20 protein-coding genes are annotated in these 24098 nt (G+C 41.4%); 12 read left to right on the plus strand and 8 right to left on the minus strand.

Annotation, left to right across the window (positions count from 1 at the left end; all coding sequences use genetic code 11):
- Positions 1–273: 273 nt before the first annotated feature.
- Both I6L31_RS12660 and I6L31_RS12665 read left to right on the plus strand, forming a co-directional pair.
- Complete coding sequence (locus tag I6L31_RS12660) at positions 274–1206, plus strand: RluA family pseudouridine synthase (protein ID WP_005001295.1); 933 nt, start codon at positions 274–276, stop codon at positions 1204–1206.
- On the plus strand, positions 1203–1868 hold the full coding sequence (locus I6L31_RS12665; RefSeq protein WP_005001297.1) for an HAD-IA family hydrolase: 666 nt from the start codon (positions 1203–1205) through the stop codon (positions 1866–1868). Before I6L31_RS12660 ends, I6L31_RS12665 begins: the two co-directional genes overlap by 4 nt.
- A 52-nt stretch (positions 1869–1920) precedes the next feature.
- On the opposite strand, the gene I6L31_RS12670 is transcribed toward I6L31_RS12665, so the two are convergent.
- Both I6L31_RS12670 and I6L31_RS12675 read right to left on the minus strand, forming a co-directional pair.
- Entirely contained in the window at positions 1921–2616 is a 696-nt protein-coding gene (locus I6L31_RS12670; RefSeq protein WP_005001300.1) for a DUF1345 domain-containing protein, read from the minus strand.
- Positions 2617–2750: 134 nt separating this feature from the next.
- Positions 2751–3635, minus strand: coding sequence for a LysR family transcriptional regulator (locus I6L31_RS12675; RefSeq protein WP_005001302.1), 885 nt, complete (start codon positions 3633–3635; stop codon positions 2751–2753).
- A 225-nt stretch (positions 3636–3860) separates the two neighbouring features.
- Here I6L31_RS12675 and I6L31_RS12680 point away from each other — a divergent pair, with 225 nt between their 5' ends.
- The 3 genes from I6L31_RS12680 to I6L31_RS12690 all read left to right on the plus strand — a co-directional run bounded on the left by I6L31_RS12680 (position 3861) and on the right by I6L31_RS12690 (position 8413).
- Positions 3861–4805 carry a cation diffusion facilitator family transporter gene (locus I6L31_RS12680; protein ID WP_004991468.1) on the plus strand — a complete coding sequence of 315 codons (945 nt, stop codon included), beginning with the start codon at positions 3861–3863 and terminating at the stop codon, positions 4803–4805.
- Between the two features lie 84 nt (positions 4806–4889).
- The gene (locus tag I6L31_RS12685) at positions 4890–5945 is read left to right on the plus strand and encodes an MBL fold metallo-hydrolase (protein WP_004991466.1); all 1056 of its coding nucleotides are present in this window, start codon (positions 4890–4892) and stop codon (positions 5943–5945) included.
- Positions 5946–6061: 116 nt separating this feature from the next.
- A complete protein-coding gene (locus tag I6L31_RS12690; protein ID WP_005001303.1) occupies positions 6062–8413 on the plus strand; it encodes a membrane-bound PQQ-dependent dehydrogenase, glucose/quinate/shikimate family in 2352 nt (783 codons plus the stop codon).
- 105 nt (positions 8414–8518) lie between these two features.
- On the opposite strand, the gene I6L31_RS12695 is transcribed toward I6L31_RS12690, so the two are convergent.
- Complete coding sequence (locus I6L31_RS12695; RefSeq protein WP_005001307.1) at positions 8519–10039, minus strand: catalase; 1521 nt, start codon at positions 10037–10039, stop codon at positions 8519–8521.
- A 304-nt stretch (positions 10040–10343) separates the two neighbouring features.
- The gene (locus tag I6L31_RS12700; RefSeq protein ID WP_005001311.1) at positions 10344–10898 is read right to left on the minus strand and encodes a TetR/AcrR family transcriptional regulator; all 555 of its coding nucleotides are present in this window, start codon (positions 10896–10898) and stop codon (positions 10344–10346) included.
- A gap of 140 nt (positions 10899–11038) precedes the next feature.
- Between I6L31_RS12700 and I6L31_RS12705 the strand changes: the two genes are divergently transcribed.
- Complete coding sequence (locus I6L31_RS12705) at positions 11039–12703, plus strand: acyl-CoA dehydrogenase family protein (protein ID WP_005001313.1); 1665 nt, start codon at positions 11039–11041, stop codon at positions 12701–12703.
- An 81-nt stretch (positions 12704–12784) separates the two neighbouring features.
- Here the strand turns inward: I6L31_RS12705 and ptsP are convergent, their stop codons facing one another.
- Positions 12785–15076, minus strand: coding sequence for a phosphoenolpyruvate--protein phosphotransferase (ptsP, locus tag I6L31_RS12710; RefSeq protein WP_005001315.1), 2292 nt, complete (start codon positions 15074–15076; stop codon positions 12785–12787).
- A gap of 69 nt (positions 15077–15145) precedes the next feature.
- Positions 15146–15646 carry an RNA pyrophosphohydrolase gene (locus I6L31_RS12715; protein ID WP_004991453.1) on the minus strand — a complete coding sequence of 167 codons (501 nt, stop codon included), beginning with the start codon at positions 15644–15646 and terminating at the stop codon, positions 15146–15148.
- 183 nt (positions 15647–15829) lie between these two features.
- Here I6L31_RS12715 and I6L31_RS12720 point away from each other — a divergent pair, with 183 nt between their 5' ends.
- Positions 15830–16480, plus strand: a complete 651-nt coding sequence (locus I6L31_RS12720; RefSeq protein ID WP_005001316.1) for an HAD family hydrolase — start codon at positions 15830–15832, stop codon at positions 16478–16480.
- Between the two features lie 230 nt (positions 16481–16710).
- On the opposite strand, the gene ovoA is transcribed toward I6L31_RS12720, so the two are convergent.
- Together ovoA and I6L31_RS12730 are read right to left on the minus strand one after the other, a co-directional pair.
- A complete protein-coding gene (gene ovoA / locus I6L31_RS12725; protein ID WP_005001318.1) occupies positions 16711–18933 on the minus strand; it encodes a 5-histidylcysteine sulfoxide synthase in 2223 nt (740 codons plus the stop codon).
- A gap of 212 nt (positions 18934–19145) precedes the next feature.
- Positions 19146–20033: a LysR family transcriptional regulator gene (locus tag I6L31_RS12730; RefSeq protein ID WP_005001319.1), complete on the minus strand. Its 888-nt coding sequence runs from the start codon at positions 20031–20033 to the stop codon at positions 19146–19148.
- A gap of 232 nt (positions 20034–20265) precedes the next feature.
- Between I6L31_RS12730 and I6L31_RS12735 the strand changes: the two genes are divergently transcribed.
- The 5 genes from I6L31_RS12735 (at position 20266) to I6L31_RS12755 (ending at position 24073) form a co-directional block, all read left to right on the plus strand.
- Positions 20266–20784, plus strand: a complete 519-nt coding sequence (locus tag I6L31_RS12735) for a hypothetical protein (RefSeq protein WP_004991442.1) — start codon at positions 20266–20268, stop codon at positions 20782–20784.
- An 18-nt stretch (positions 20785–20802) separates the two neighbouring features.
- On the plus strand, positions 20803–21069 hold the full coding sequence (locus I6L31_RS12740; RefSeq protein WP_004991440.1) for a DUF4282 domain-containing protein: 267 nt from the start codon (positions 20803–20805) through the stop codon (positions 21067–21069).
- 219 nt (positions 21070–21288) lie between these two features.
- Positions 21289–22722 carry a 3-isopropylmalate dehydratase large subunit gene (gene leuC / locus I6L31_RS12745; protein WP_035271605.1) on the plus strand — a complete coding sequence of 478 codons (1434 nt, stop codon included), beginning with the start codon at positions 21289–21291 and terminating at the stop codon, positions 22720–22722.
- Between the two features lie 11 nt (positions 22723–22733).
- A complete protein-coding gene (leuD, locus tag I6L31_RS12750) occupies positions 22734–23384 on the plus strand; it encodes a 3-isopropylmalate dehydratase small subunit (RefSeq protein ID WP_004991436.1) in 651 nt (216 codons plus the stop codon).
- A 113-nt stretch (positions 23385–23497) separates the two neighbouring features.
- Positions 23498–24073, plus strand: a complete 576-nt coding sequence (locus I6L31_RS12755) for a hypothetical protein (protein WP_004991435.1) — start codon at positions 23498–23500, stop codon at positions 24071–24073.
- The last annotated feature ends 25 nt before the right edge of the window (positions 24074–24098 follow it).

Here is a 24098-nt window from a genome sequence, read left to right on the forward strand (position 1 = left end):
ACAGTTTGTCATTTTGCCGATATAATAAGCCTTCGGCGTCGGCATATTCTTTTGGGACCTTTCCGAGATTTTGATGAAATCTTGAACGAAAATCAATTTCATAAACATTGAAATATTTTTCGTTTTTGTTCACTTACGGCGGTATCCGTGCGCTGACTATATCAAACCTTGCAGCATCTGCCTATGGGCTAAATAGATGTTTCTTGTGAAATCAACTGTCTAAGTGGTTATTTTTCACTCAAATTTAATAAATAATCGGGTTTCAAATACTGTATGAATTCTACACAGCAATGGCAAAGTGTCACTTGGTTTGACGTGGACGAGCATCAAGCCGGGCAGCGCATTGATAATTTTTTATTTAGCCGATTAAAAGGTGTGCCGAAAAGTCGAATTTATCGGCTAATTCGTGAAGGACAAGTGCGGGTCAATAAAAAACGAATAAAAGCGGAAAGCAAGCTTAATATTGGCGATCAAATTCGTGTGGCTCCGATTCGTTATGAACCAAAAGATGAAACTGCTGCGCCTGTGAGTGATCAAGTGGCACAAAGCTTATTAAAGCGTGTGGTCTATGAAGATGAAGGCTTATTGGTTGTGAATAAACCAGCGGGAATCGCGGTGCATGGCGGGAGTGGTGTCGCCTACGGTTTGATTGAGGCAATGCGCGCCGCAACAGGTAAGAAGTACTTGGAACTGATTCATCGGATTGACCGAGATACCTCAGGTTTGGTCATGATCAGCAAAAAACGCAGTACTTTAAAACATCTACAGGATCTATTACGCGAGCATAAAATTCGTAAGACTTACGCCGCCTTAGTGAAAGGTCAAGTGAGTCTGGATAAGCAGCTGATCGATGCACCATTGTTACGTTATGAACTGACCAATGGCGAGCGTCGTGTCCGTGTGTCTAAAGAGGGTAAGCCGAGTAAAACCGAATGGGTGATTGCTGAACGCTTTAAGGAAGCCACTTTGGTTTATGCTTCGCCCTTATCTGGGCGTACCCATCAGATTCGGGTACATGGTTTGAGTATTGGTCATCCATTGGTGGGTGATGATAAATACGGGCATCAAACGGTTTACACGGGCCCAGAAGCGCGACGTTTATGTTTGCATGCCATGCGTCTGGAAATTCCTGATTATCCTGTGATTGAAGCACCGTTGCCTGAAGATATTCAAAGTGTCGTGGCACAGTTGAGAGCGCAAAAATGAAACGACCAGAACTGATTATCTTTGACTGGGATGGCACACTATTTAATTCAGTGGGACAAATTGTGGAAAGCCTCAAATTTGCCGCAGCAAAATATGAACAGCCTTTAACAGACGAGGCTGCCCAAAGCATTATTGGTCTGGGTTTGCCTGAGGTGATGCAAACTTTGTTTCCGCAAGTTCCACATTTGCAACAGGATATCTTGGTCAGTTATGGCGAGCATTATGTGCAAAATTCTAAGCATGACGCTTGGTTTGACGGTGTAGCCGAACTTTTGCAGGATTTAAGAGATCAGGGCATGAAACTGGCGGTTGCCACAGGTAAAAGTCGTCGTGGGCTAGATCGTGTTCTCAGCCAGACCCAAAGTCATGAGCTCTTTGATATTACCCGTGCAGCCAGTGAAACTATGTCTAAACCACATCCCTTAATGCTTGAAGAGATTTTAGAGTTCACTGGCGTAGATGTGCAACATGCGATTATGGTCGGAGATAGCAGTTATGATCTTGAAATGGCGATGAATATAGAGATGCCGCGTATAGGGGTGAGCTATGGTGTGCATGATATAACCGTGCTTCAACAATATCAGCCCTTAACCATTGTTGATGACATTGCGGGATTACATCATTATTTGAATCAGTTGATTCAAATAAACATAGACGCATAAAATTCGGATCATTTTTTCCAGCGCTAGTTTTAGACAGGTCTAGACTCGTCTATTAACCCGATATAAAACTGGCTGCGATGTTAATACAAATGGCTAAGATGGTCGTATTAAAGCCAAAGGCCAACATGGCATGGAAAATATTGAGTAGCCGCATGGGGCGGGAGGTAATCGACACATCAGCGGTTTGAGCTGAAGTACCAATGATATAACTAAAATAAACGAAATCTGGATACATCGGATCTTGAGTTTTGGGGAAATCTAAACCGTCATCTTTGCCATCAGAACGCGCCATATAAAAATCATGGGCATAGTGCAAAGCGAATGCAGTATGCATAAATAGCCATGCCGAAATAATGGTTAATATGGATAAACCCAAGTGCCAATATTGAAAAGGCGTATTTTTAGTGATCGAGGAGAGTTGCATCACAATCGCAATAAGACACATCAATAGCGCCAGAATGACCAAAAGCATGATCACCCATTTACTTTCATCCTGTTTTTGAGCTTGAGATTGCATGGCAGAATGATCTGCCTGCCACATCATTTTTTTGGCATGAATGAGATATATGCCGACAGAAATATTCCAGCTCAACAAAATGATTGTTGACCAATGCCAAGTTGTGCTGAACGTTAACACTACGGCAATCACGATGCCAATGCATAACGAAATAAAAAAGTGGGGACGATTATAAATACCGCTTTTCAGCCCCTGTAATCCAGTTTTCAACCCATGTAATACAGATAACATGCTCAGGTTTCTCCTGAAAAAATCGTTTTAATTTATTTGAGTGTTAGGTTTATTGATTTCACAGAACTGATGCAGCGACTGTGCCTGTGATATTCATCGATCATGCAGCCCTGATCATTTACTTTAGTCATGATTTACTCAGAACAAAATACTTTTGATAGCTGTTCGAGTAATATTTTTGTATGGTTTGACGTCTGCTGCGAATTAAAATTGATAAATAAGGGTAACTTTGGCAAATCAATCGCCAATGTCGCAATCACAAGATCAGAACTTAACATGTTCTTTGCATATGCAGGTAAAATCGTGCACCAATTCTGGTGTTTTAGCTGATTGATTTTGATCAAAACATCAGCCATTTCCTGAGTATGTAGAGTAAAATCATGCTGCTGGATAAATTTGCAAATAAGTGCATATAAGCTGGGAAATTGTTCTGCACTAGGTAATACAAAATCCAGATAGCCCAAGGCATGTAAAGGAATCACTTTTTCTTTGGCGAATGGATGATTCTTTGGCAAGACAAAAATTAGAACTTCATCGAATATTTTCTGACTGCAAATGGTCTCGGTATTGAGATTTTGATGCGTAAACGCAATGTCGAGCTGATTTTGCATCAAGGCTTGAATATTCTGTTGTTCATCCAGATAAGTGAACTCAGTGATCAGTTCGGGGTGTTGAATACGTAATTGTGGCAGTACTTGCGGAAAAATGTGTACCTCGGCTGCTGCTACAAAACCAATGCGTAAGCGTTGCTGTTTTGTTTTTGCAATTTGCCTTGCTGTGGCGACTGCCTTATCGGCTTGCATCAAAGTTAAACGAGCTTGCTCTAAAAAAGCCGCGCCTTCCTCGGTTAGCTCAACTTTACGTTTGGTTCGATTGAGTAATTGAACACCGACATATTCTTCTAAATCTTTAATCTGTTGGCTTAACGACGGTTGAGCGGTATACAGTTTTAGCGCTGCTTTACTAAAATTTAATTCTTCAGCAACAGTGACAAAGTATCGAAGATGTCTTAACTCCATCGAATGAATCCAAAATATGAGCAATACAATTGGATTTGAGTATAAAGCACAAATCAGGCAAGCAGAAACAACAAGTAGAACCGATATATTTTAAACGCTAATATTCAGGGTAAAGGATCGTTACAGAGACCCTTTAACAACAAATGACAACAGGAAAAGTCTTTGTAAATAAATCGAGTACCGCTATAACAACAATGAATGAAAAAATAAGAACAGGGTTTTGCGATGGCTGAATCAAATAAAATCGTGGTGTATGCGGCGTTATTGGGCAATCTCATCATTGCTTTGGTTAAATTTGTCGCAGCTTATATAACGAATAGTTCGGCGATGCTGAGTGAAGCCGTACATTCTGTGGTGGATACACTCAATGAAATTCTATTGCTGCATGGATTAAAACAGTCACAAAAACCGGCCAATTTTCGCCATCCTTTTGGTTATGGTCGTGAACTTTATTTTTGGGCTTTTATTGTATCTTTGCTGGTTTTTGCATTGGGTTCGATCGTTTCAATTTATCAAGGTATACAACATATTCGCCAACCCGAAGAAATGGTTTCACCCATGATTAATTATATCGTGCTTGGCATTGCGATTATTTGTGAAGGGATATCCTGGCGAGTCGCACTGAAAGGATTTCGTAAAGAAAAGGGCTCATTGGGTTATTTTGAAGCATTTCGACGCAGTAAAGATCCGACGACCTTTACTGTATTATTTGAAGACTCTGCCGCATTGATTGGTCTATTTATTGCTTTAATTGGGATTACCGCAGCGCATTATTTCAATATGCCCGTATTGGATGGTGTGGCATCTATCCTGATAGGTGTTGTATTGGCGATTTCTGCTTTTTTATTGGCACGTGAAACCAAAGGCTTGCTGATGGGGGAAACAGCCAATCCAGAGCTTCGCGAAAATCTTTTACTCATTGCGCAACAGGATATTGCTGTTTTTTCAGCAAATGGTGTGTTAACTGAGCAAATAGGTGCGCATCAGGTCATTGCATCATTAAGCCTTGAATTTAAAGATAGTTTAACTTCAGATGATATTGAAATCTGTGTGAATCGTATCGAAATGAAAGCTAGAGAAATTCACCCTGAAATTGTTGCACTGTTTATCAAGCCTCAGTCGAAGCAGGTCTGGTTGCAACGAATGAAAGGACGGTTACAAGACAAATAAATTGAGCAGTAGCATAATTTGATTTAATCGTTAAGATGAATAAACACCCGACCCTAAACTATTGCTGTATAACCGAATTACCCTATGAAAGAGAAGCCGACATTAACGTATCAATTGCCGACTCAATCCTGCTGGACACATACATGGAGTAAACCACCATTTCGGTATGCAGATTCAGAACATGCGAGCAGCAATCACTTTCACAATCAGATCAAACGCTCTGGTGCAAAAGGATCAAAAGAATTATTACGTTGGCTTGCCACGCGTGAATCATTTACATGGCAGGTCGATATTCAGCAGGAATATGAGTCTAGAATCAATACGCCAATTGGATTACCTAAGAATCGTCCTAATGCGGATATGGATGATTGGCAAGTCTGGTTTGTAGGACATGCCACCGTTTTGATTCAAATTGGCCCCTTTAATTTTTTGACGGATCCAGTCTGGTGTGAATATGCCAGTCCGTTGCAGGGGCGTGGTCCTCGTCGGGTTTGTCCAGCAGGCATTGCACTGGAGCAATTGCCGACCATTCATGGTGTGTTGCTCAGTCATAATCATTATGACCACATGGATCTGGCAACGTTACACTGGTTACACCAGAAATTTGCCATGCCGATTTATACAGGGTTGGGCAATCGTTATTATCTTTCTAAAGATTTTCATGTGATTGAAATGGATTGGTGGCAAATGATTCCGTTTCATGATGAAGTCACCATTGCCTACACCCCTGCACAACATGGTTCAGGGCGCGGCTTGCGAGATCAAAATAAGGCATTGTGGGGCGGATTTTCACTGATTACTCAAAAGGGACACTGTTTCTTTGCAGGAGATACCGCTTATTCTCCACATTTTAAGGAAATCCATGAACGCTTTGGGGATGCACGAATTGCTTTGTTACCGATCGGAGCTTATGAACCGCGTCAATTGATGCATTATGTGCATATGAATCCACAAGATGCTTTGCATGCACATTTGGACTTACAAGCACATCGCTCTATGGCAATTCATTATCGAACCTTTCAGCTGACGGATGAAAGCCGTGATGAGCCTGAGCAGGAGTTGAGTCATTTACTCAAAACTTCATCGAAATTTGTTAATCCATTTTATTGTATTAGAGAAGGACATAAGTTAACGGTTTAATTCATTTTTTCCTATTTTATGTGAAAAGTAAAATAAATTTTCACGAAGTGACAAGCATATTATGTTAAACGTATGCTATAAAAAATAAAAAGATCAAAAAAAGAGGTCACTTCAGTATGAAAATAATGAGGATTTTAATCATTCTCATCACGCTATTTACCAGCTTATTTCTCATCATTGGAGGAATAAGCTTAATTAGTACAGGTGGATCGTTTTATTACCTTTTACTGGGTTTAATTTATCTAGCAAGTAGCTTTTTATTATATAAAAATAAAGCACTTGGTTTTTATTTAACGATTATTGCGTTGGTTTTGACTGGTCTTTGGGCAATTTACGAACGGGGCTTTGCGTTTTGGCCAATGCTAGCGAGAATTATGGTTCCGTTGGGCTTGGCTTTTGTTGCGTTATATGCGTTACGAAAAGAGCATTACAATGCCAAAACGCTAGGTTTTAGTCTAGGTTCACTGGTGATTTTCATTGGTATGGCGATTGCCGCTTTCTTTCCGCATGATGCCCAATATGCAAATGGCAAGTCTTACCAAGCGCATACGCCTTTTGGAATGCCTGAAAACTGGACAGCCTATGGGCGTACCAATGAAGGAACCCGATTTTCACCGTTTACCTTGATTAACCGTGATAATGTCAAAAATCTGCAAGTTGCTTGGACCTATCAAACTGGCGATAAAGGCCCTGGGGTCGATCAAAACACGCCATTACAAATCGACAACTTGCTCTATAGCTGTTCACGTAACGGCATTATTGCTGCTTTAGATGTCGATACAGGAAAATCAGTCTGGAAGTTTGATGCCAACGGTCGATCACCTATGTGGCAACGTTGTCGAGGTTTGGGATATTTTGATGCACGTGTGGCAACACCTCAACGTTCAATTGGGCAAGTCGCATTAACCCGTGAAAATCATCAGGCGCAATGTCAGCAGCGGATTGTACAAACCACCAATGATGCACGTTTATTAGAGCTGGATTCGAAAACGGGTCAGCCTTGTCAGGAGTTTGGTCAGCAAGGATATGTTGATTTGAAGACAGGCATGGGTGAAGTCAAACCTGGTTTTTATTTTCAAACGTCAGCACCACTGGTTGCAAACGATACTATCGTGATTGGTGGATGGGTGGTCGATAATCAGGAAGTTGCTGAACCTTCGGGAGTTATTCGTGGTTTTGATGCCAAAACAGGCGAACTGAAATGGGCATGGGATTTGGGTAATCCTGCGATTGATAAATTACCGCCTGAGGGACAAACCTATACACGTGGTACACCAAATTCATGGACGACTTTAAGTTATGATGACAAACTCGGATTAGTTTATATTCCGCTTGGCAATAATACGCCTGATTACTATGGCAAAGAACGCCCTGAATTTTCGAATCAATATAATTCATCTTTGGTGGCATTGGATGTGCGTACTGGTAAAGAAAAATGGCATTTCCAAACCACGCACTATGATCTTTGGGACTATGATTTGCCATCGCAGCCTGCATTGATGGATGTTCCAGATCAAAATGGTCAGATTGTTCCAGCGGTAATGCAAACCACGAAACGTGGACAAATCTTTCTGCTAAATCGTGAAACAGGTCAGCCAATTGCTGATGTCGTGGAAAAACCAGTACCTTCAAAAAGCCCGATTCCAGATGAAAAACCACTTTCTCCAACTCAGCCATATTCAGTGGGTATGCCAACCATTGGTGCTGATCATTTAAATGAGAAGAAAATTTGGGGTGTTACCTTATTTGATCAACTGGTATGTCGGATTCAGTTTAAAAAAATGAGCTATGAAGGCGACTTTACGCCAGTCGGGTTCAATAAAACATTGGAGCAGCCCGGAAATTTAGGTGGAATGAACTGGGGAAGTGTGGCCTATGATGCTAAAAATCAGATTGCCTATATGAACGATATCCGTATTCCATCTGTATTCTGGTTGGTAAAACGCGATGAGTTTGCACAGGTTAATAAAAAATATCCATCCGATGGTACAGGACATGGACCTTCACCACAGACGGGTACGCCGTATGGGATGGTCACCATGATGTGGACATCTGCCATGGAAACTCCATGTACTGAGCCACCATTTGGTACCATTAGCGCGATTGATATGAAAAGTAAACAAGTGCTGTGGCAAGTTCCAGTAGGAACCACAAAAGACTTAGGACCTTGGGGCATCAAGTCTCATATTCCTTTAGCGATGGGAATGCCAACTTATGCAGGTACATCGGTAACTGCTGGCGGGGTGCTATTCTTTGCGGGAAGTCAGGATTATTACCTACGTGCTTATGATGCAGCAACAGGTCAAGAAATCTGGAAGTACCGTTTGCCAGTAGGTTCTAGTGCCACGCCAATGACTTATGTGTCACCTAAAACAGGGAAGCAATATATTGTGGTTTCTGTTGGCGGTGCAGCACATTCTAGTGAAGTGGGAGATTATGTGATGGCTTTTGCCTTAAATCAGTCATGATCAATTAATAGGTTAAAATGCAAAACAGCCAGTAATTTTACTGGCTGTTTTATTTTAGATAAAAGATCACTCGAATAAGTTAATCTTCATCTCTAGCAATGAAACTTACAATAAACCAGGATTACCTTGAGCTGGATCAGTGGCACGAGCTGCTTGTGCATCTGCAACAGTTTTACCCAATGCTTTTGCGACACCTTCGCCATAAGCTGGATCGCAGGCATAGCAGTTACGAATATGACGATATTGGATAAAGTCTAATGCGCCACCGACATTACGTGCAGTGTTGTCAAATAAAGCCTGTTTTTGTTCAGCATTCATCAAATTGAACAAAGCGCGTGGTTGGCTGAAATAGTCGCTATCGTCTTTACGATAATCCCAAAAATCTGCATCCCCATTAATTTTTAATGGTGGTTCGCGATATTGAGGCTGTTCTTGCCACTGATGGAAACTATTTGGTTCATAGTGTGGAAGCCCACCATAGTTACCATCCATACGGCCTTGCCCATCACGGCGGTTACTGTGAACAGGACAACGAGGCGCATTGACTGGAACCTGAATGTGATTGACACCTACGCGGTAACGATGTGCATCAGCATAGTTCACCAAACGTGCCTGTAACATACGGTCTGGAGAGTAGCTGATGCCAGGAACTAGATTACTCGGTGCAAAAGTCGCTTGTTCAACATCTTGAAAATAGTTTTCAGGGTTGCGATTCAGTTCAAATTCACCGACTTCAATCAGTGGATAATCGCCATGTGGCCAAACTTTGGTTAAATCAAATGGATGGTATGGGACTTTTTCCGCATCAGTTTCGGGCATAATTTGAACACATAATTTCCATTTTGGAAAATCACCGCGTTCAATGGCATTAAACAAATCAGATTGACTACTTTCGCGATCTTTACCAATGAGAGCTTCGGCTTCAGCATCGGTTAGGTTCTTAATCCCTTGTTGAGTGCGGAAGTGAAATTTAACCCAGAAGCGTTCGTTATTGGCATTGATAAAACTATAGGTATGGCTACCAAAACCATGCATATGACGATAACCATCTGGAATACCACGGTCAGACATTACGATGGTAACTTGGTGAAATGCTTCAGGTAAAAGTGTCCAAAAATCCCAGTTGTAAGTGGGATTACGTAAGTTGGTTTTAGGATCACGTTTAACTGCTTTGTTCAGATCAGGAAACTGGCGAGGATCACGGAAAAAGAACACAGGCGTATTATTTCCTACCATGTCCCAGTTACCTTCTTCGGTATAAAACTTTAAGGCAAATCCACGAATATCACGCTCTGCATCGGCTGCACCACGTTCACCTGCCACGGTAGAAAAACGGGCAAACATTTCAGTTTTTTTACCAATTTCACTAAAAATTTTAGCGCGGGTATATTGAGTGATGTCATGGGTTACAGTAAATGTTCCAAATGCACCTGAACCTTTGGCATGCATACGGCGTTCTGGAATGACTTCACGGGCAAAATTGGCTAACTTTTCATTGAGCCAGAGATCTTGAGTAAGAAGAGGGCCACGTACACCTGCCGTCATACTATTCTGATTGTCTACAACAGGCGCACCTGCATCAGTAGTAAGGTGGGTGACTGGACACTTTAGTTTATCGTCACTCATTTTAATTCTCCATAAAACAGGGTCTTGTGATTAAAATTCTAATAATGTCATGGGTATAGCAATACTATATAACTAACATTCCCAACCTTAAATGACATTGGATATTTTGTAAAAAATAATCGAATCTGTGATGCCTGAGGTCAATATCTTATGCAACATAAAAGCGCTGTATTGCAATATGATGAATAGACTTAAAGAGGGCAATCTGTTCCGTGTAAATGATTCATACATTTAACATACGCTGTATTTTGTACAATGTAAAAACGATTAAATTTATTTTTATAAGAGATAAAATCGATTATTATCAAGATGTTTGGATAAATCCAAAAATGGCCATTTGAATATCCTGTTCAAGGCGTTCCCAGTCAGTTGTTTGATCGTGTTGCGAAACCATCAGCGTTTGGGAAATAAAACCATAACTAATACGATGAATATTGAGTGCAAGCCATTCAACATCCATCAGCACATGTTCGGGATGTTGCTTTAGCACAAAACACCACGCCTCTACGTGTTGTAAATAATGCTTCTGATAAATCTCGGTATTTGAAATTTGTCGTTCCAGAAGAAATAATTTCTTCCAGAGAGGGCCGTGTTCAGCAATGCGTTCAAGCTGTAAGTAGATCAATGCCTGAATATAGGTATTCAAATCGGGACTTGGTTTGAGAGCTTTTTCAGACGCTTGCTGTAGGGACAGTGCATTACGCTGCACATAATGATGAATGGTCAGCGCGAGTAAATCTTCTTTTTGGCTGAAATATTCATAAAAAGTGCCTAGACCAACACCTGCCAGATCGGTAATTTCCCGAATCGTGATTGCATTCGCTTCTTTTTCAAGTAAAAGCTGAACAAAGCTATCCATCAGTGCATCCTGAGTAAATCTGGCTCTTGACTGCTTGGGCTTTCTACGTACTTTGATACTGGTGATTTTCATAAATTAAATCCGAACACTTCAGGTCTGATTTGTTCCTATACTGTTATAAAAATAATCAAGGATAAGCAATGAATACAAGGATGATCCATCAGATCGAAAATCAGTTTGATGAGCTACAGAACTATAACTTATATCGAACCGATCCTGTTTTACAAGAAATCCTGATGCGTTATGGCAGTCAGGATCAAGCGTTGCTTACAGAATTGGGTGGGAAAGTTGGTACTACTCAGGCCTATCTATGGGCTGATCAAGCCAATCGACATACGCCTGAATTATACACCTTTGATGCGCGCGGTCGTCGTATCGATAATCTGGAATTTCATCCCGCATGGCATGCATGGATGAAGTTAAATCGTCAATATGGTGTACATGCGCATCCATTTATTGCCGCGCAGTCTAAGACAAACTGGGTCGACTGGGCTGCGCGGTTTTATCTCAGTGGACAAGTGGAATGTGGAAATTTATGTCCAAATGCCATGACTTTAGGCAGTATTCCATTATTACAACGTGAGCCGAAGTTGTGGCAACAGTTAGGCGAAAAACTGTTATCGACAAATTATGATGAGCGTGATGTGCCTATTTCAGAAAAATCATCGATCTGGATTGGCATGGGCATGACTGAGAAACAAGGTGGCTCAGATGTTCGTGCCAATCAAACTTTGGCAAAACCGATTGCAAGGTCTGGTCGGGGGCAGGAATACTTACTCACAGGGCACAAATGGTTTTTTTCAGCCCCGATGTCCGATGCACATTTAGTGATCGCGCAAACCCCTGAAAATGGATTGGCTTGTTTCTATGTTCCGCGCTGGTTAGACGATGGCACAAAAAACAGCGTACATATTCAGCGATTAAAAGATAAAGTTGGCAATCGTAGTAATTCAAGCAGTGAAGTTGAATTTCATGATGCATGGGGCATGATGATTGGAGAAGAAGGGCGAGGTATTCCGACCATCATAGAAATGGCAGCATATACTCGGTTGACCTGTGTGGTGGGGAGTTCTGCCATTTTGCGTCAGGCTTTGGTGCAATGTATTGCTTATACGCGTCAGCGCAAGACATTTGGCAAAGTTCTCGCTGATCAGCCTTTAATGCAGGCAGTTCTGACAGATTTGGCCTTAGAAAGTGAAGCAGCAGTCCAACTCAGCATGCATTTAGCTGCGAGTTATCAAGATCAGGATGATCTCTCACAGGCTTGGGCGCGTATCATGACCCCTGCTGCAAAGTTCTGGATTTGTAAGCGAGCCGTTGAACTGACAGGTGAGGCGATGGAAGTGTTTGGTGGTAATGGTTATGTCGAAACTGGAATGATGGCACGACTATTTAAAGAAGCCCCTGTCAATTCAATTTGGGAAGGTTCGGGTAATGTCATGTGTCTGGATGTATTACGCGCGATTCAACGTCATCCAGCATCGCTTCAGACTTTATTTGAATCTTTTTATGACGTGACCTCACAGGTACCACAACTGCACAATGAAGTGAATCAATTATTGGATGTCTTAAAACAATCGCCTGAACAACTACAATTTATGGCAAGAAGTTTTGTGAGTCGTTTAGTGATACTCGCTCAGGCTGTATTATTAAAACGTTATGCACCTGATGAAGTTGCAAATACTTTTATCCGGTCACGCTACAGTCAGTTTCATGGTCGTGTGACAGGATTAATTTTAATGCCAGAAACAGATCCAGACGCAAGAGTAGTACAACAGATATTGGAGCGTAGCTTACCAATCTAAAAACGCTTAATTGAGAATCTAAGATAAAAATAAGGGCACAATCGATGTGCCCTTATTTATCAGAATCTTAGTTGGGTCAATTTAAACGGATAAACGATTAGATTTAACCATATCGCCCAAGCCATGCTTTTTAAAATAGTATTCCATCCAACTTTTAACCATCAATGGATTATTCATTTTAACCACTTCACTCAGTAACTTTTCTGCATCACTCATAGGTACATGGCAAATCGCTTTGCGGACACGTAAAATATTACTCGAACTCATGGAGAGTGTATTGAAACCCATGGCCATCAATAGAATTGCCGAAAAAGGATCTCCTGCCATTTCGCCACAAATACTCACAGGCTTTTCATATTTATGGCATTCTTTCACCAGACGTTGCAAAGCACGTAATACCGATGGATGAAAATGTGAATACACGCTAGAAACGCGAGGGTTATTACGGTCAACCGCCAGTAGATATTGAATCAGGTCATTTGAACCCACAGAGAAAAAGTCGACCAATTCTGAAAACTCATCGATCTGCAACAGTACGCTTGGAACTTCGACCATAATCCCAATTTTGGGTTTGGTGATTTTAACCTGTTCTTCTTCCTGTACGGCAATCCAATCGCGTTCCAATAAATACAAGACTTCTTCGACTTCGCTGACGCTCGTCACCATAGGCAATAAAATATGCAGATTATTTAAGCCAATGCTTGCTTTGAGCATTGCGCGAACCTGCGTCGAGAAAATCTCTGGATGATCAAGGGTAAAGCGTAAACCACGCCAGCCCAGTGCCGAGTTTTCTTCCTCAATACTAAAATAAGGTAGGTCTTTATCTGCACCAATGTCCAGTGTGCGCATGGTCACAGGTTTGTTGGCAAAGTGACTGAGTTGTTGACGATACATGGCGCGTTGTTCTTCTTCGCCTGGAAAGCGATCACGCAACATAAATGGAATTTCACTGCGGTACAAACCCACGCCTTTGGCGCCACGCTGAACGCCGCGAACCACATCAATCATTAAGCCTGTATTGACATATAAACGGACTGCAACGCCATCAGGCGTAATGGCATCGCGGGTTTCGTACTGTTTTAAATCTTTGGCGATTTGTTCTTCTTCTTTTTGAATCTCTTTATAACGTTGGCGCATACGTCGTGGGGGATTGATAAAAACACGTCCCTGATAAGCATCGACAATCATCTCTGCATCATCAAGTGTGTTAATTGGCAACTCAGTGACACCTACCACGGTTGGAATGCCTAAGGCACGTGCTACAATCACCATATGTGAATTGGCGGCGCCTTCTGTGGTGACAATGGCAGCAATATTATCGACAGGCAGTTCTACCAGTGCGGCTGTGCTGATTTCTTCACCAATAATAATGCTATCGGGACTGATTTCACGGTGACTAGAATCGGCTTCCTGTAATGAGGCCAAAATCCGTCGCCCAAGATCTTTTAAATCTGAAACGCGTTCACGCAGATAATCATCTTCCATTTGCGCAAACAGACTGATGTGTTTATCAATCACACGGCGTACCGCACCTTGCGCCCAGTTGCCTGCCCGAATCAGTTCTTTAATCTCGGCAGGCAGCGCATTTTCATCCAGCATGCGTAAAAATACGCTAAAGAGTGCGCGTTCTTCTGACATCAGTGAATCTTGCATCTTTTCATCAAGCGATTGAATTTCAGTGCGTACTGAAAGAATAGCTTGATCTAGGAGTTGTAATTCATCACTGATATCTTTTGCTTCACGATCAGGAACGGCTGCCAAGTCCGCAGGAGGATAAAGCACAATCGCCCGACCTAAGGCAATACCTCCCGCGCCAGAAACACCTTGAAAGGTCTTATAAGCTGCGCCTGAGGTAGGCTTGCGAAAGACATCGATATTACCCACCGCATGGGCATGTGCAATCACCCCCGAAAGTTGAGCGCACAATGTCACTAAAAACGATTCTGCTGCTTCACTAAAATCCTGAGGTTCTTTATTTTGAACCACCAATACACCCATCACCTTACGGCGATACATGACAGGTACGCCAAGAAAGGAGTGATAAATTTCTTCACCTGTTTCAGGTAAATAGGCAAAGCGTTCGTGTTTGGAGGCATTTTCCAGATTGACAATTTCTTCGCGCTGTCCGACCAAGCCGACCAAACCTTCACCGACATGCAATGAGACATTGCCGACAGAATCTGGATTGAGACCTTTGGAAGCCATGAGTAAATAACGCTGATTGCGTTCATCCAGTAAATAGATAGAACAGACATCAACTTTCATGGCTTCGGCGACCTGATTCACCATAATGTCCAAAGATTCATGCAAACTCACCGACGCATTGATCTCCTGAACAATCCGTCTTAAGGTGTCGAGTTGCATGTTTGACATGAATATATGCTCCAAAAAATGAATCGCGCTTAGTGATGTTATAACAGCACTCAGTCAAAAAATCACTTGCTAAAGAAGTGATTTTTCGGCCGATTGTTGTTGCGGCAATAACATACATAATTCCATCATGGCTCTGCGGTAAACATCACGTTTGAAGTTCACTACTTGACCCAGTGGATACCAATAGCTGACCCATTGCCATTCATCAAATTCGGCAGGGTCAGAGAGGTTTAACTGAATATTGCCCGCAGGAGCGGTGAGTTTCAGTAAAAACCATTTTTGTTTTTGTCCAATACATACGGGATCTGAGTCCGGTCGAATGTATCGGTGTGGCAAACGATAACGCAGCCAACCTTTGGTTTGCGCAATAATCTGGACATGTTCAGGCAAGAGGCCGACTTCTTCTCTCAGCTCACGGTAAAGTGCCTGTTCAGGGGTTTCTCCAAACTGGATTCCTCCTTGTGGAAATTGCCAAGCATTGTGACCAATGCGTTTTGCCCATAAAACCTGTCCGTTATCATTTGCCAAAATGATCCCGACGTTGGGTCGGAAACCTTCAGAGTCGATCATTTGGCTACCTAAATTTTATCAATATCGTTGACTTTGAAATCGGGGGCGGTCACTCTTGAAGCCCAGCTCGAAAAGATCAAAGTAAAATGCATTAAAATTGCTATGATCTTAACGAATTTCTATCGACTAGCGGAGATAGATTTACATTTTTTTTCTTAAATTTCAGTTTTAACGAGTATTTTCATGAAATTGGCTTTGTTTGATCTCGATCACACCTTACTTAATACAGATTCTGACCATTCTTGGGGAGAGTTTTTGGTCAATGAAGGTTTGGTCGATCCCGTACATCATCGTCAGATGAATGATCAATTTTATGAAGACTATAAAGCAGGGCAACTTGACCCGATTGCTTATAATGAGTTTGTTTTTCAGTTTTTGACGCGGCATGACAATGCCTATTTAACCGAATTGCATCAGTTATTTATGCAAAAGGTGATTCGCCCACAAATGCGTCCACAAGGTTTTGCGGCGATTGAACATCATAAAGCCTTGGGGCATGAGATTGTCGGAATTACCGCGACCAGTGATTTTATCACTGCGCCTATTTTTCGTGAGTTTGGGATTACAAACATTATTGCCACCAATGCCGAAGTGGTCGAAGGTGCTTATACAGGCAAGGTCGCAGGATTGCCGTGTTATCAACAAGGTAAATTGCTTCGTCTGGATCAATGGTTAGATGGGCGTCAAGTAAATGAATCTTGGGCGTATTCTGATTCGATTAATGATCGGTTCTTATTGGAATATGCAACCCACGCCATTGCGGTAAATCCAGACGATCGTTTAGAGAAATTGTCGCAAGAGAAAGGTTGGGAAGTTCAGGATTGGTCGATTTAAGTTTTCAATCTAGATATAGCTTTAGTTTATATTTTGATCAGATAAAGAGTTTCTAGATTTTTGAGATTTGGGTCGAGGTTGTCTATTTTTATGTATATCTTACTTTTCAAAGATGAAAAGTAACAAAAATCTTTTGCTGGATTGACGGTGCATCCCTGCAACCGCAATCCAGCGTGGCGACATCCATGTCGCCTGTCACGATGACCCTTATGGGGTGAGCATTTTATTTCCTATTCCTTGATACGTTCCCAAAATGTCACGTCCGATAAAGTGTGTTGGAACTTATGTGCAGTTTCTCGAATCACAAAGGGAACTTTTTGCGATGGTGCAATCAAACGGAAATGTTGATCTAATAGCGCATGTAAGCCGTCCAGTGTGGTGAAATTTTCGCCGTCTTTTTTAAACCCGCCAATCCATTCTTCGCGTGGGGTATGCTCTTCTAGCCATGTGTAAGGTGAGGCAAGCATCAGCACACCGCCAATGTTTAAACGTTCATGAATTTGCTTTAAAAATTTACTTGGACTATATAAACGATCTATGAGGTTGGACGCAAAGATAAAGTCATAAGCGGTAAAATGAGGTTTGAGATTACAGGCATCTCCTTGATAAAACTCAACCCGATCTTGAATAGATTCAAGACCTAAATCACGTAAGGCACAGGACTTATAGTCGACTAATTCACCTTCAGTGGTCAGGGTGTAACGCAAAGTTTCTCCTTTGGCAAGTTGTACACCATGTTGGATAAAACGGGCTGAAAAATCGATGCCCGTTACATATTCAAAATGTTGAGCTAATTCAAAACTCGCGCGACCGAGCGCACAGCCGATATCGAGTGCTTGTATTTTGGGCCGATCTCCCAAAGTTTGAATGGCTAAATCAACCAGTGCTTTGGAAAAGTTTTTGACCCCAAAATATTCGTCGCCATAATGAAATTCGGCATATTGCGAAAGCAATTGATCAGTTTCATAGTGAGAGTCTGGATGTATGGCATTTTGTTCGGAAACCACGTAACGAAATCCTGCATGTTGGAAAAAATGACGGCGAAATGCGTATCGGGAAGAAGACAAACTTTCATTCCCACAAGAAATCCACGAACCGCCTTTAATTAAGTTGTGCCGCCCATCGAAAGTGGGCGTAGTAAAATCGTCATAAATCGGATGAACATCAAAACCTTCAAATGGATAAATCGGGGTTTCTGTCCATTGCCAGACATTACCTCGCACATCAAAAAAATCGCCATGTTGAAATTTATTAACTGGACAGGAGGAGGCAGCATAGTCCAGATGTAAATTGGAGTCGGCAGGATGGTCATTGAGTTCGTTTAAACCTGCAATATCATACAAACGATACCATTCATCCTCTGTCGGTAAACGAACATTTAAGCTACTCGTTGTTTTTTTCCAGAGACAAAATGCTTTAGCTTCATGGTAGTTGACTTCGACAGGCCAATCCCAGCGCATGGGCACCTCTTCGGTCATCAGACGCAGAAACCAACCCTGTTTTTTCTTGATCCAAAAAGTAGGATGACTCGCTTGGCTAAACTCCAGCCAAGATCGACCTTCTTCAAGCCAGTATTCTGGGGTTTGATAGCCATGTGCTTCAACAAAAATTAAATATTCCTGATTACTGACCAGATATTTTGAGGCTTCAAATTCCTCAATCTCTGCTTCATGCAGCCCGTATTCATTGTCCCAACCATAGTACGTATCTTCTTTTTCTTTATTGAGTAAGACTTTTCCCGCAGACACTTTAAGCAGCATATTTTCGGGTGGATGACGACTTTGTGTATTGGCTTGCCAGTTTGGATGCGACTTTACAAAACTTAGATCATGTTGGCGAATTAAAACCGAAGAGGTTTCCAGGTGAATCCGTTCATGTTCAATCCCCATGATGATCGCCCACCACGGATGATTCCAGTTTATAGGCATGGTCAGTGGTGCATGTTCAATTAAATCTAATATGAGGTGACGGACTTTATCGCGATAGGCTTTGACTTGTTGCGGTGTTGGCCATTCATAATGGGTATCGTCCAGATCATCCCAACTCATTTCATCGACGCCGACCGCAAACATCGATTCCATTTTCTGATCAACACGCTGTTCAATCATGCGGGTCAATAACAGTTTATTCACAAAAAAAGTCGCAGTATGCCCGTAATAAAAAATTAGGGGATGGCGTAAAGAAATTGGTTTTTTATAAAATGCCTCATCACTCGCCAGACATTCAAATAGGCATTCATAACTATCAAAAGTATTTAAGAAATAATCTCGTAAAATCACGCGCATGCTGGCACTGTCATGATCACGTAAATTGGGTGTCCGTAGCAATTTCGGATGACTACTGTTTGCAGACGTATTTTGACTTAAAACTTTAGATGTTTTGATTGCACAAGTAGATGGGGTTGGATCATCAGTAGTTTGTTCGCTGGCTAATTTTGAAGTTTCGGTCAACATGCTGAGGCTCCATCTTGGCAGGCTATCATTCGATTTTTATTTAGCTTCACCATGCTTTGATATTTCAGTACTTCGATATTTCAATCATATTGATTTGTTATTCTTGAATAGGAATAAGGCATGGCTTAAGCATAAACTTACTCCTATTTGTCTTTAAGTTTTTTATAGTTCAGTAAACAGCGGTAAATCTGGGTTACATAGGTCTCAAAGATTTATTGTGTAAAAGATTCATTGTGTAAATGACATTGTACTAAATGAATAAGCGCTTGAGCTGCTTTGGATTGACTACGTGATGGATGCCAGACCATACCTAATTGTCGGTGTAGTTCCATATTTAGATCGAGTTGCTGCAAGTCCTGATTCACCAGCGTTTTAGGTAAAACAGACCAACCTAAACCAATCGAAACCAGCATTCGAATGGATTCAAGTGGATTATTACTCATGGTGATTTTGGGTTTGAGGCCATGTTTTTCAAACTCAGCTAAAGTGATTTGACTGGTATAGGTTTGTGCAGAGGGCAACAGACTTGGATAATTTAGTAAATCTTCAAGGGTTAGATTTTTTTGCTGTGCCAATGCATGAAATGGGGCTGCTACAAAGACGAGTGGATCTGTCCAGACATTCATATAGCTTAAACGTTCATCACCTTGGGGTGGAAGTGTTAAAAAAGCGAGTTCCAGATCACCTGCCAAGACTTGTTCATGTGCTTGTTCAGAATCTACAAAATGCACATCCAGTTTTACATTTGGAAACTCTTGTACATATTGTTTTAAATAATAGGGCAGATGATGCAAGCCAATATGATGGCTCGTCCCTATTTTTAAGCGACCTTGCACCTGATCATGTTCGTGGCTGAGTGTGTAATGAATGTCTCCAAGTTCATTCAGCCAGTTTTTGACTCGTGGTAACAAGGAGTGCGCTGCATGAGTGGGTTGTACGCCACGACCTGCGGACTCAAATAATTTGACTCCAAAATACTCTTCTAGACTATGGATTCGTTTGGTGACAGCAGGTTGGGTAATAAACAACTGTTCGGCAGCCAGCGAAATTGAACCTGTTTCCATCACTTTTACAAAGGCTTCAAAGGCGGCGAGATTCATGGGGCAGTATTAAGTTCTTTGATTGACATCATCTTAACTTTAGTCAGCTAACAACAGCAAATGATTTTCACCTCCACCTTTCTGACACAAAGCGATCTATTTGGTGAGTTTTAGGGCAAGTTTTGCTTCAGTGATTATTTTCTCTATTGCTTTAAAAGATAGTAATAAAACAGTTTTTAGATAATTAATAAAAAAAGCGATCTCTTAAAATTATTATTTTGAGGGGAACCTAATGAATAAACTGATCACTGTACTTATGTGCTGTACTGCTGTGTCATTGAGTGCATGTAGTAAACAAGCCAATCAATCAGAAGGCGAACAACAACCGCAGAGTCAGCAGGTTGCTGCAAACAAATTTAGTACGAATAATCTGGCAGATATCAAGACTGATACACAATTGATCGATCAAATTTCAACAAAAAATGTAGCAAAAGCATCTGAATTTCAAAATGAAATGATGAAAGCTATGCAAAGTGGTCAAGCCGATAAAGTTAAACAAACTTTAACATCCATGTTGCCTTTTATTGATAGCTTTAATAATGAATTGGCACAAGCTCAATTAAAAAGTGTTGAAGTCAGTAGCTTGAGAGACAAGTTGATTCAAATGAACAATTTATCTTTAAAAATGGTTGAACAAACAACAGCTACTCCACCTAATCCTGTTGAAGTTAAACAAACTCAAGAGGAAATGGCCACACTTCAAAAGCAATTGCTTGAACAACAAAAACGAATACAACAGAAATTATCTTAATCTGCACAGAGTATACTTATGAAAGATTTTCTTAAACTCGATACGATGATCACCCCGAAAATTATTACGATCATATATTGGTTAGGTCTAGTGGGTGTTTCGTTGACTTCTATGAGTATGCTATTTGGAATAGGTCGTTATGCCTATACAAATTTCGGCATGCGTTTTCTTATGGCTATTTTTGTCATTATTTTTGGCTTGGTGATAGTTCGGGTATATAGTGAATTACTCATTGTTATTTTCAAAATTCATGATAATTTGAAAAAAATCGCAGATAAAAGCTAAAAGTCCCCAGATCATCAAAAACATATTGCTAAGTACAAATAACCAGAGCGTTATATGCACTTAGCAATTTTTTTTGTAGAAATAAAAAGTAAAAATTTCATTCCAAAAAGTTTATTAATTTATAAAAATGATAAATTAGTTTTATGTAAAACATTCGCTATAATCAAGATAAGATTAGCATTACCCAGTCCAATGGCAAGCACGGTGGAGAGCGACGACATGGCAGGCAATACCCAAGGCGCAAAAACTTTATATGACAAATTATGGGATGACCATTTGGTCTCACAACGAGACGATGGTTCAAGCCTCATTTATATCGATCGTCATTTATTACACGAAGTGACCAGTCCGCAAGCTTTTGAAGGTTTACAACTTGCAGATCGTAAGCCTTGGCGTTTAAGTGCCAATATCGCAACGCCTGATCATAACGTTCCAACTTCAAAAAAAGAACGTGCACAGGGAATTGCAGGGATTGAAGATGATACTTCACGCATTCAGGTACAAACCCTTGATGATAACTGCAAAACTTTCGATATCGTTGAATTTGGTATCAATGATATTCGTCAAGGGATTGCGCATGTGGTGGGGCCTGAACAAGGTTTAACTTTGCCAGGAATGACCGTGGTATGTGGTGATTCACATACTGCTACACATGGTGCATTTGGTTGCTTGGCACATGGGATTGGAACATCAGAAGTTGAACATGTCTTGGCGACCCAGTGCCTTGTTCAAAAGAAAATGAAAAACATGTTGGTACGTGTTGATGGCACTTTAGGCAAAGGTGTCACCTCGAAAGATGTGGTCTTGGCAATTATTGGAAAAATCGGGACTGCGGGCGGTACGGGTCACGCGATTGAATTTGGTGGACAAGTTTTCCGTGATATGTCGATCGAAGGTCGTATGACGGTCTGTAATATGGCAATCGAAGCGGGTGCGCGCGTGGGCATGGTGGCAGTCGATGATAAGACCATTGAATATGTGAAAAATCGTCCGTATGCACCAAAAGATGAGCAATGGGATCAAGCAGTCGCCTATTGGAATACTTTACATTCTGATGACGATGCACATTTTGATACAGTGGTTGTTTTGCAGGGTGAAGAGATTGAGCCACAAGTATCTTGGGGCACTTCACCTGAGATGGTCATTCCAGTATCGAAAGCTGTTCCGACATTGGAACAAGCCAAAGATGACGTACAACGCAATGACTGGACACGTGCTTATCAATATATGGGTTTAACTGCGGGTCAGGCATTGGAAGATATCCAGTTAGATCGCGTATTTATTGGTTCATGTACCAACTCACGAATTGAAGATATTCGTGCAGCCGCAGAAGTGGTGAAAGGTCGTAAGGTGGCTTCAAGCATTAAACAGGCGATGATCGTGCCGGGTTCTGGTTTGGTCAAACAACAGGCAGAGCAAGAAGGTTTAGACCAAATTTTCTTGGAAGCAGGTTTTGAATGGCGTGAACCGGGTTGTTCAATGTGTTTGGCCATGAATGCAGATAAGTTACAACCAGGCGAGCATTGCGCTTCAACGTCAAACCGTAACTTTGAAGGGCGTCAGGGCAATGGGGGAAGAACGCATTTGGTCAGTCCAGCAATGGCCGCAGCAGCCGCAATTGCGGGTCATTTTGTTGATGTTCGTTCATTCTAAGGAAGCAAACCATGAAAAAATATACAGTTGAACAGGGTATTGTTGCACCTTTGGATCGTGCCAATGTCGATACCGATTTAATTATTCCAAAACAGTTTTTAAAATCGATCAAACGTACAGGTTTTGGCGATAACTTATTTGATGAGCTACGCTATTTAGACGAAGGTTATTTGGGACAGGATATTAGCAAGCGCCCTAAAAATCCTGATTTTGTTTTAAATAAGCCACGCTATCAAGGTTCAAATATTTTATTGGCACGGACCAATTTTGGCTGTGGTTCAAGCCGTGAACATGCACCGTGGGCATTAAATGAATACGGTTTTCGTACCGTGATTGCACCAAGTTATGCGGATATTTTCTTTAATAACTCGTTTAAGAATGGGATGTTGCCTGTAATTTTGCCAGAAGATATTGTAGATCAGTTATTTAAAGAATGCGCTGCAAACGAAGGATATCAACTGACTGTTGATTTAGCGGCACAGGAAGTACGTACGCCATCGGGTCAGGCATTTACATTTGAAATTGATTCGTTCCGCAAGCATTGTTTGTTGAATGGTTTGGATGATATTGGCTTGACCTTGCAAAATGCCGATGCAATTCGTGCATTTGAAGCGCAGGCCAAACAGTCACGTCCTTGGGTATTTCAGGAGTTGCAGCAGTAAATAGGAGAGCGGTACTTTTTAAAGATAGCAATAGCATAGAAGCTCAACTCTTGTTACCATGCAGGCTAAAAGATGTTGAAAAACTTTACTCTGAATAAGGTTGGGCTCTGACAATGAAGAGGACATTTCTCCATAGTGTGATGCTTGGAATATGCTCAGTTGCACTGAGTGCATGTCAAAGCACAAACACAGTTGTTGATACATTACGTATTAAACAAGCGGGGATAGGAAATACTCGGGCCAATGCTTCTATCTATTGTGCTGGTGTCAAACATTGTGAGTTTGAGCGTCTAAATACAACGCCCATTATGGATGCAAATAGTCATCGGGTAAGTTCGGAAAGTCTTGAGCAGGGCATTGTCCGCTTACAGGGTTCTGTTTTTAGCTCACATAATGTCATGTATTTGTCTGTACCCGCAGATCAATATGAATTAGTGATTCGTTTCTATCCTATTTCACCTGATCGTGCTGAAACTTTTCATGTGATTCATCAGTTTAAATCGAATCAGCACTATACCTTTAAAATGTACCGTGATCGCTCCAAACATACAGGCGGAAGCTTACTCAATGTGTCTGCACCAGAGCCGTTATGTGTCGCAATGGAAGAGGGTCAGCGTACCATTCGCCGTTTTTGTCGTCCTTTTAACGCTGTGACAGGTTTGGGTGAGTTTGTAGAGCAAAAGGTTTAATGACCCATCAGCAAATTGGCTGATA

It is taken from the genome of Acinetobacter septicus (genome assembly GCF_019355975.1).
In the GTDB taxonomy this organism is placed as follows: domain Bacteria; phylum Pseudomonadota; class Gammaproteobacteria; order Pseudomonadales; family Moraxellaceae; genus Acinetobacter; species Acinetobacter ursingii.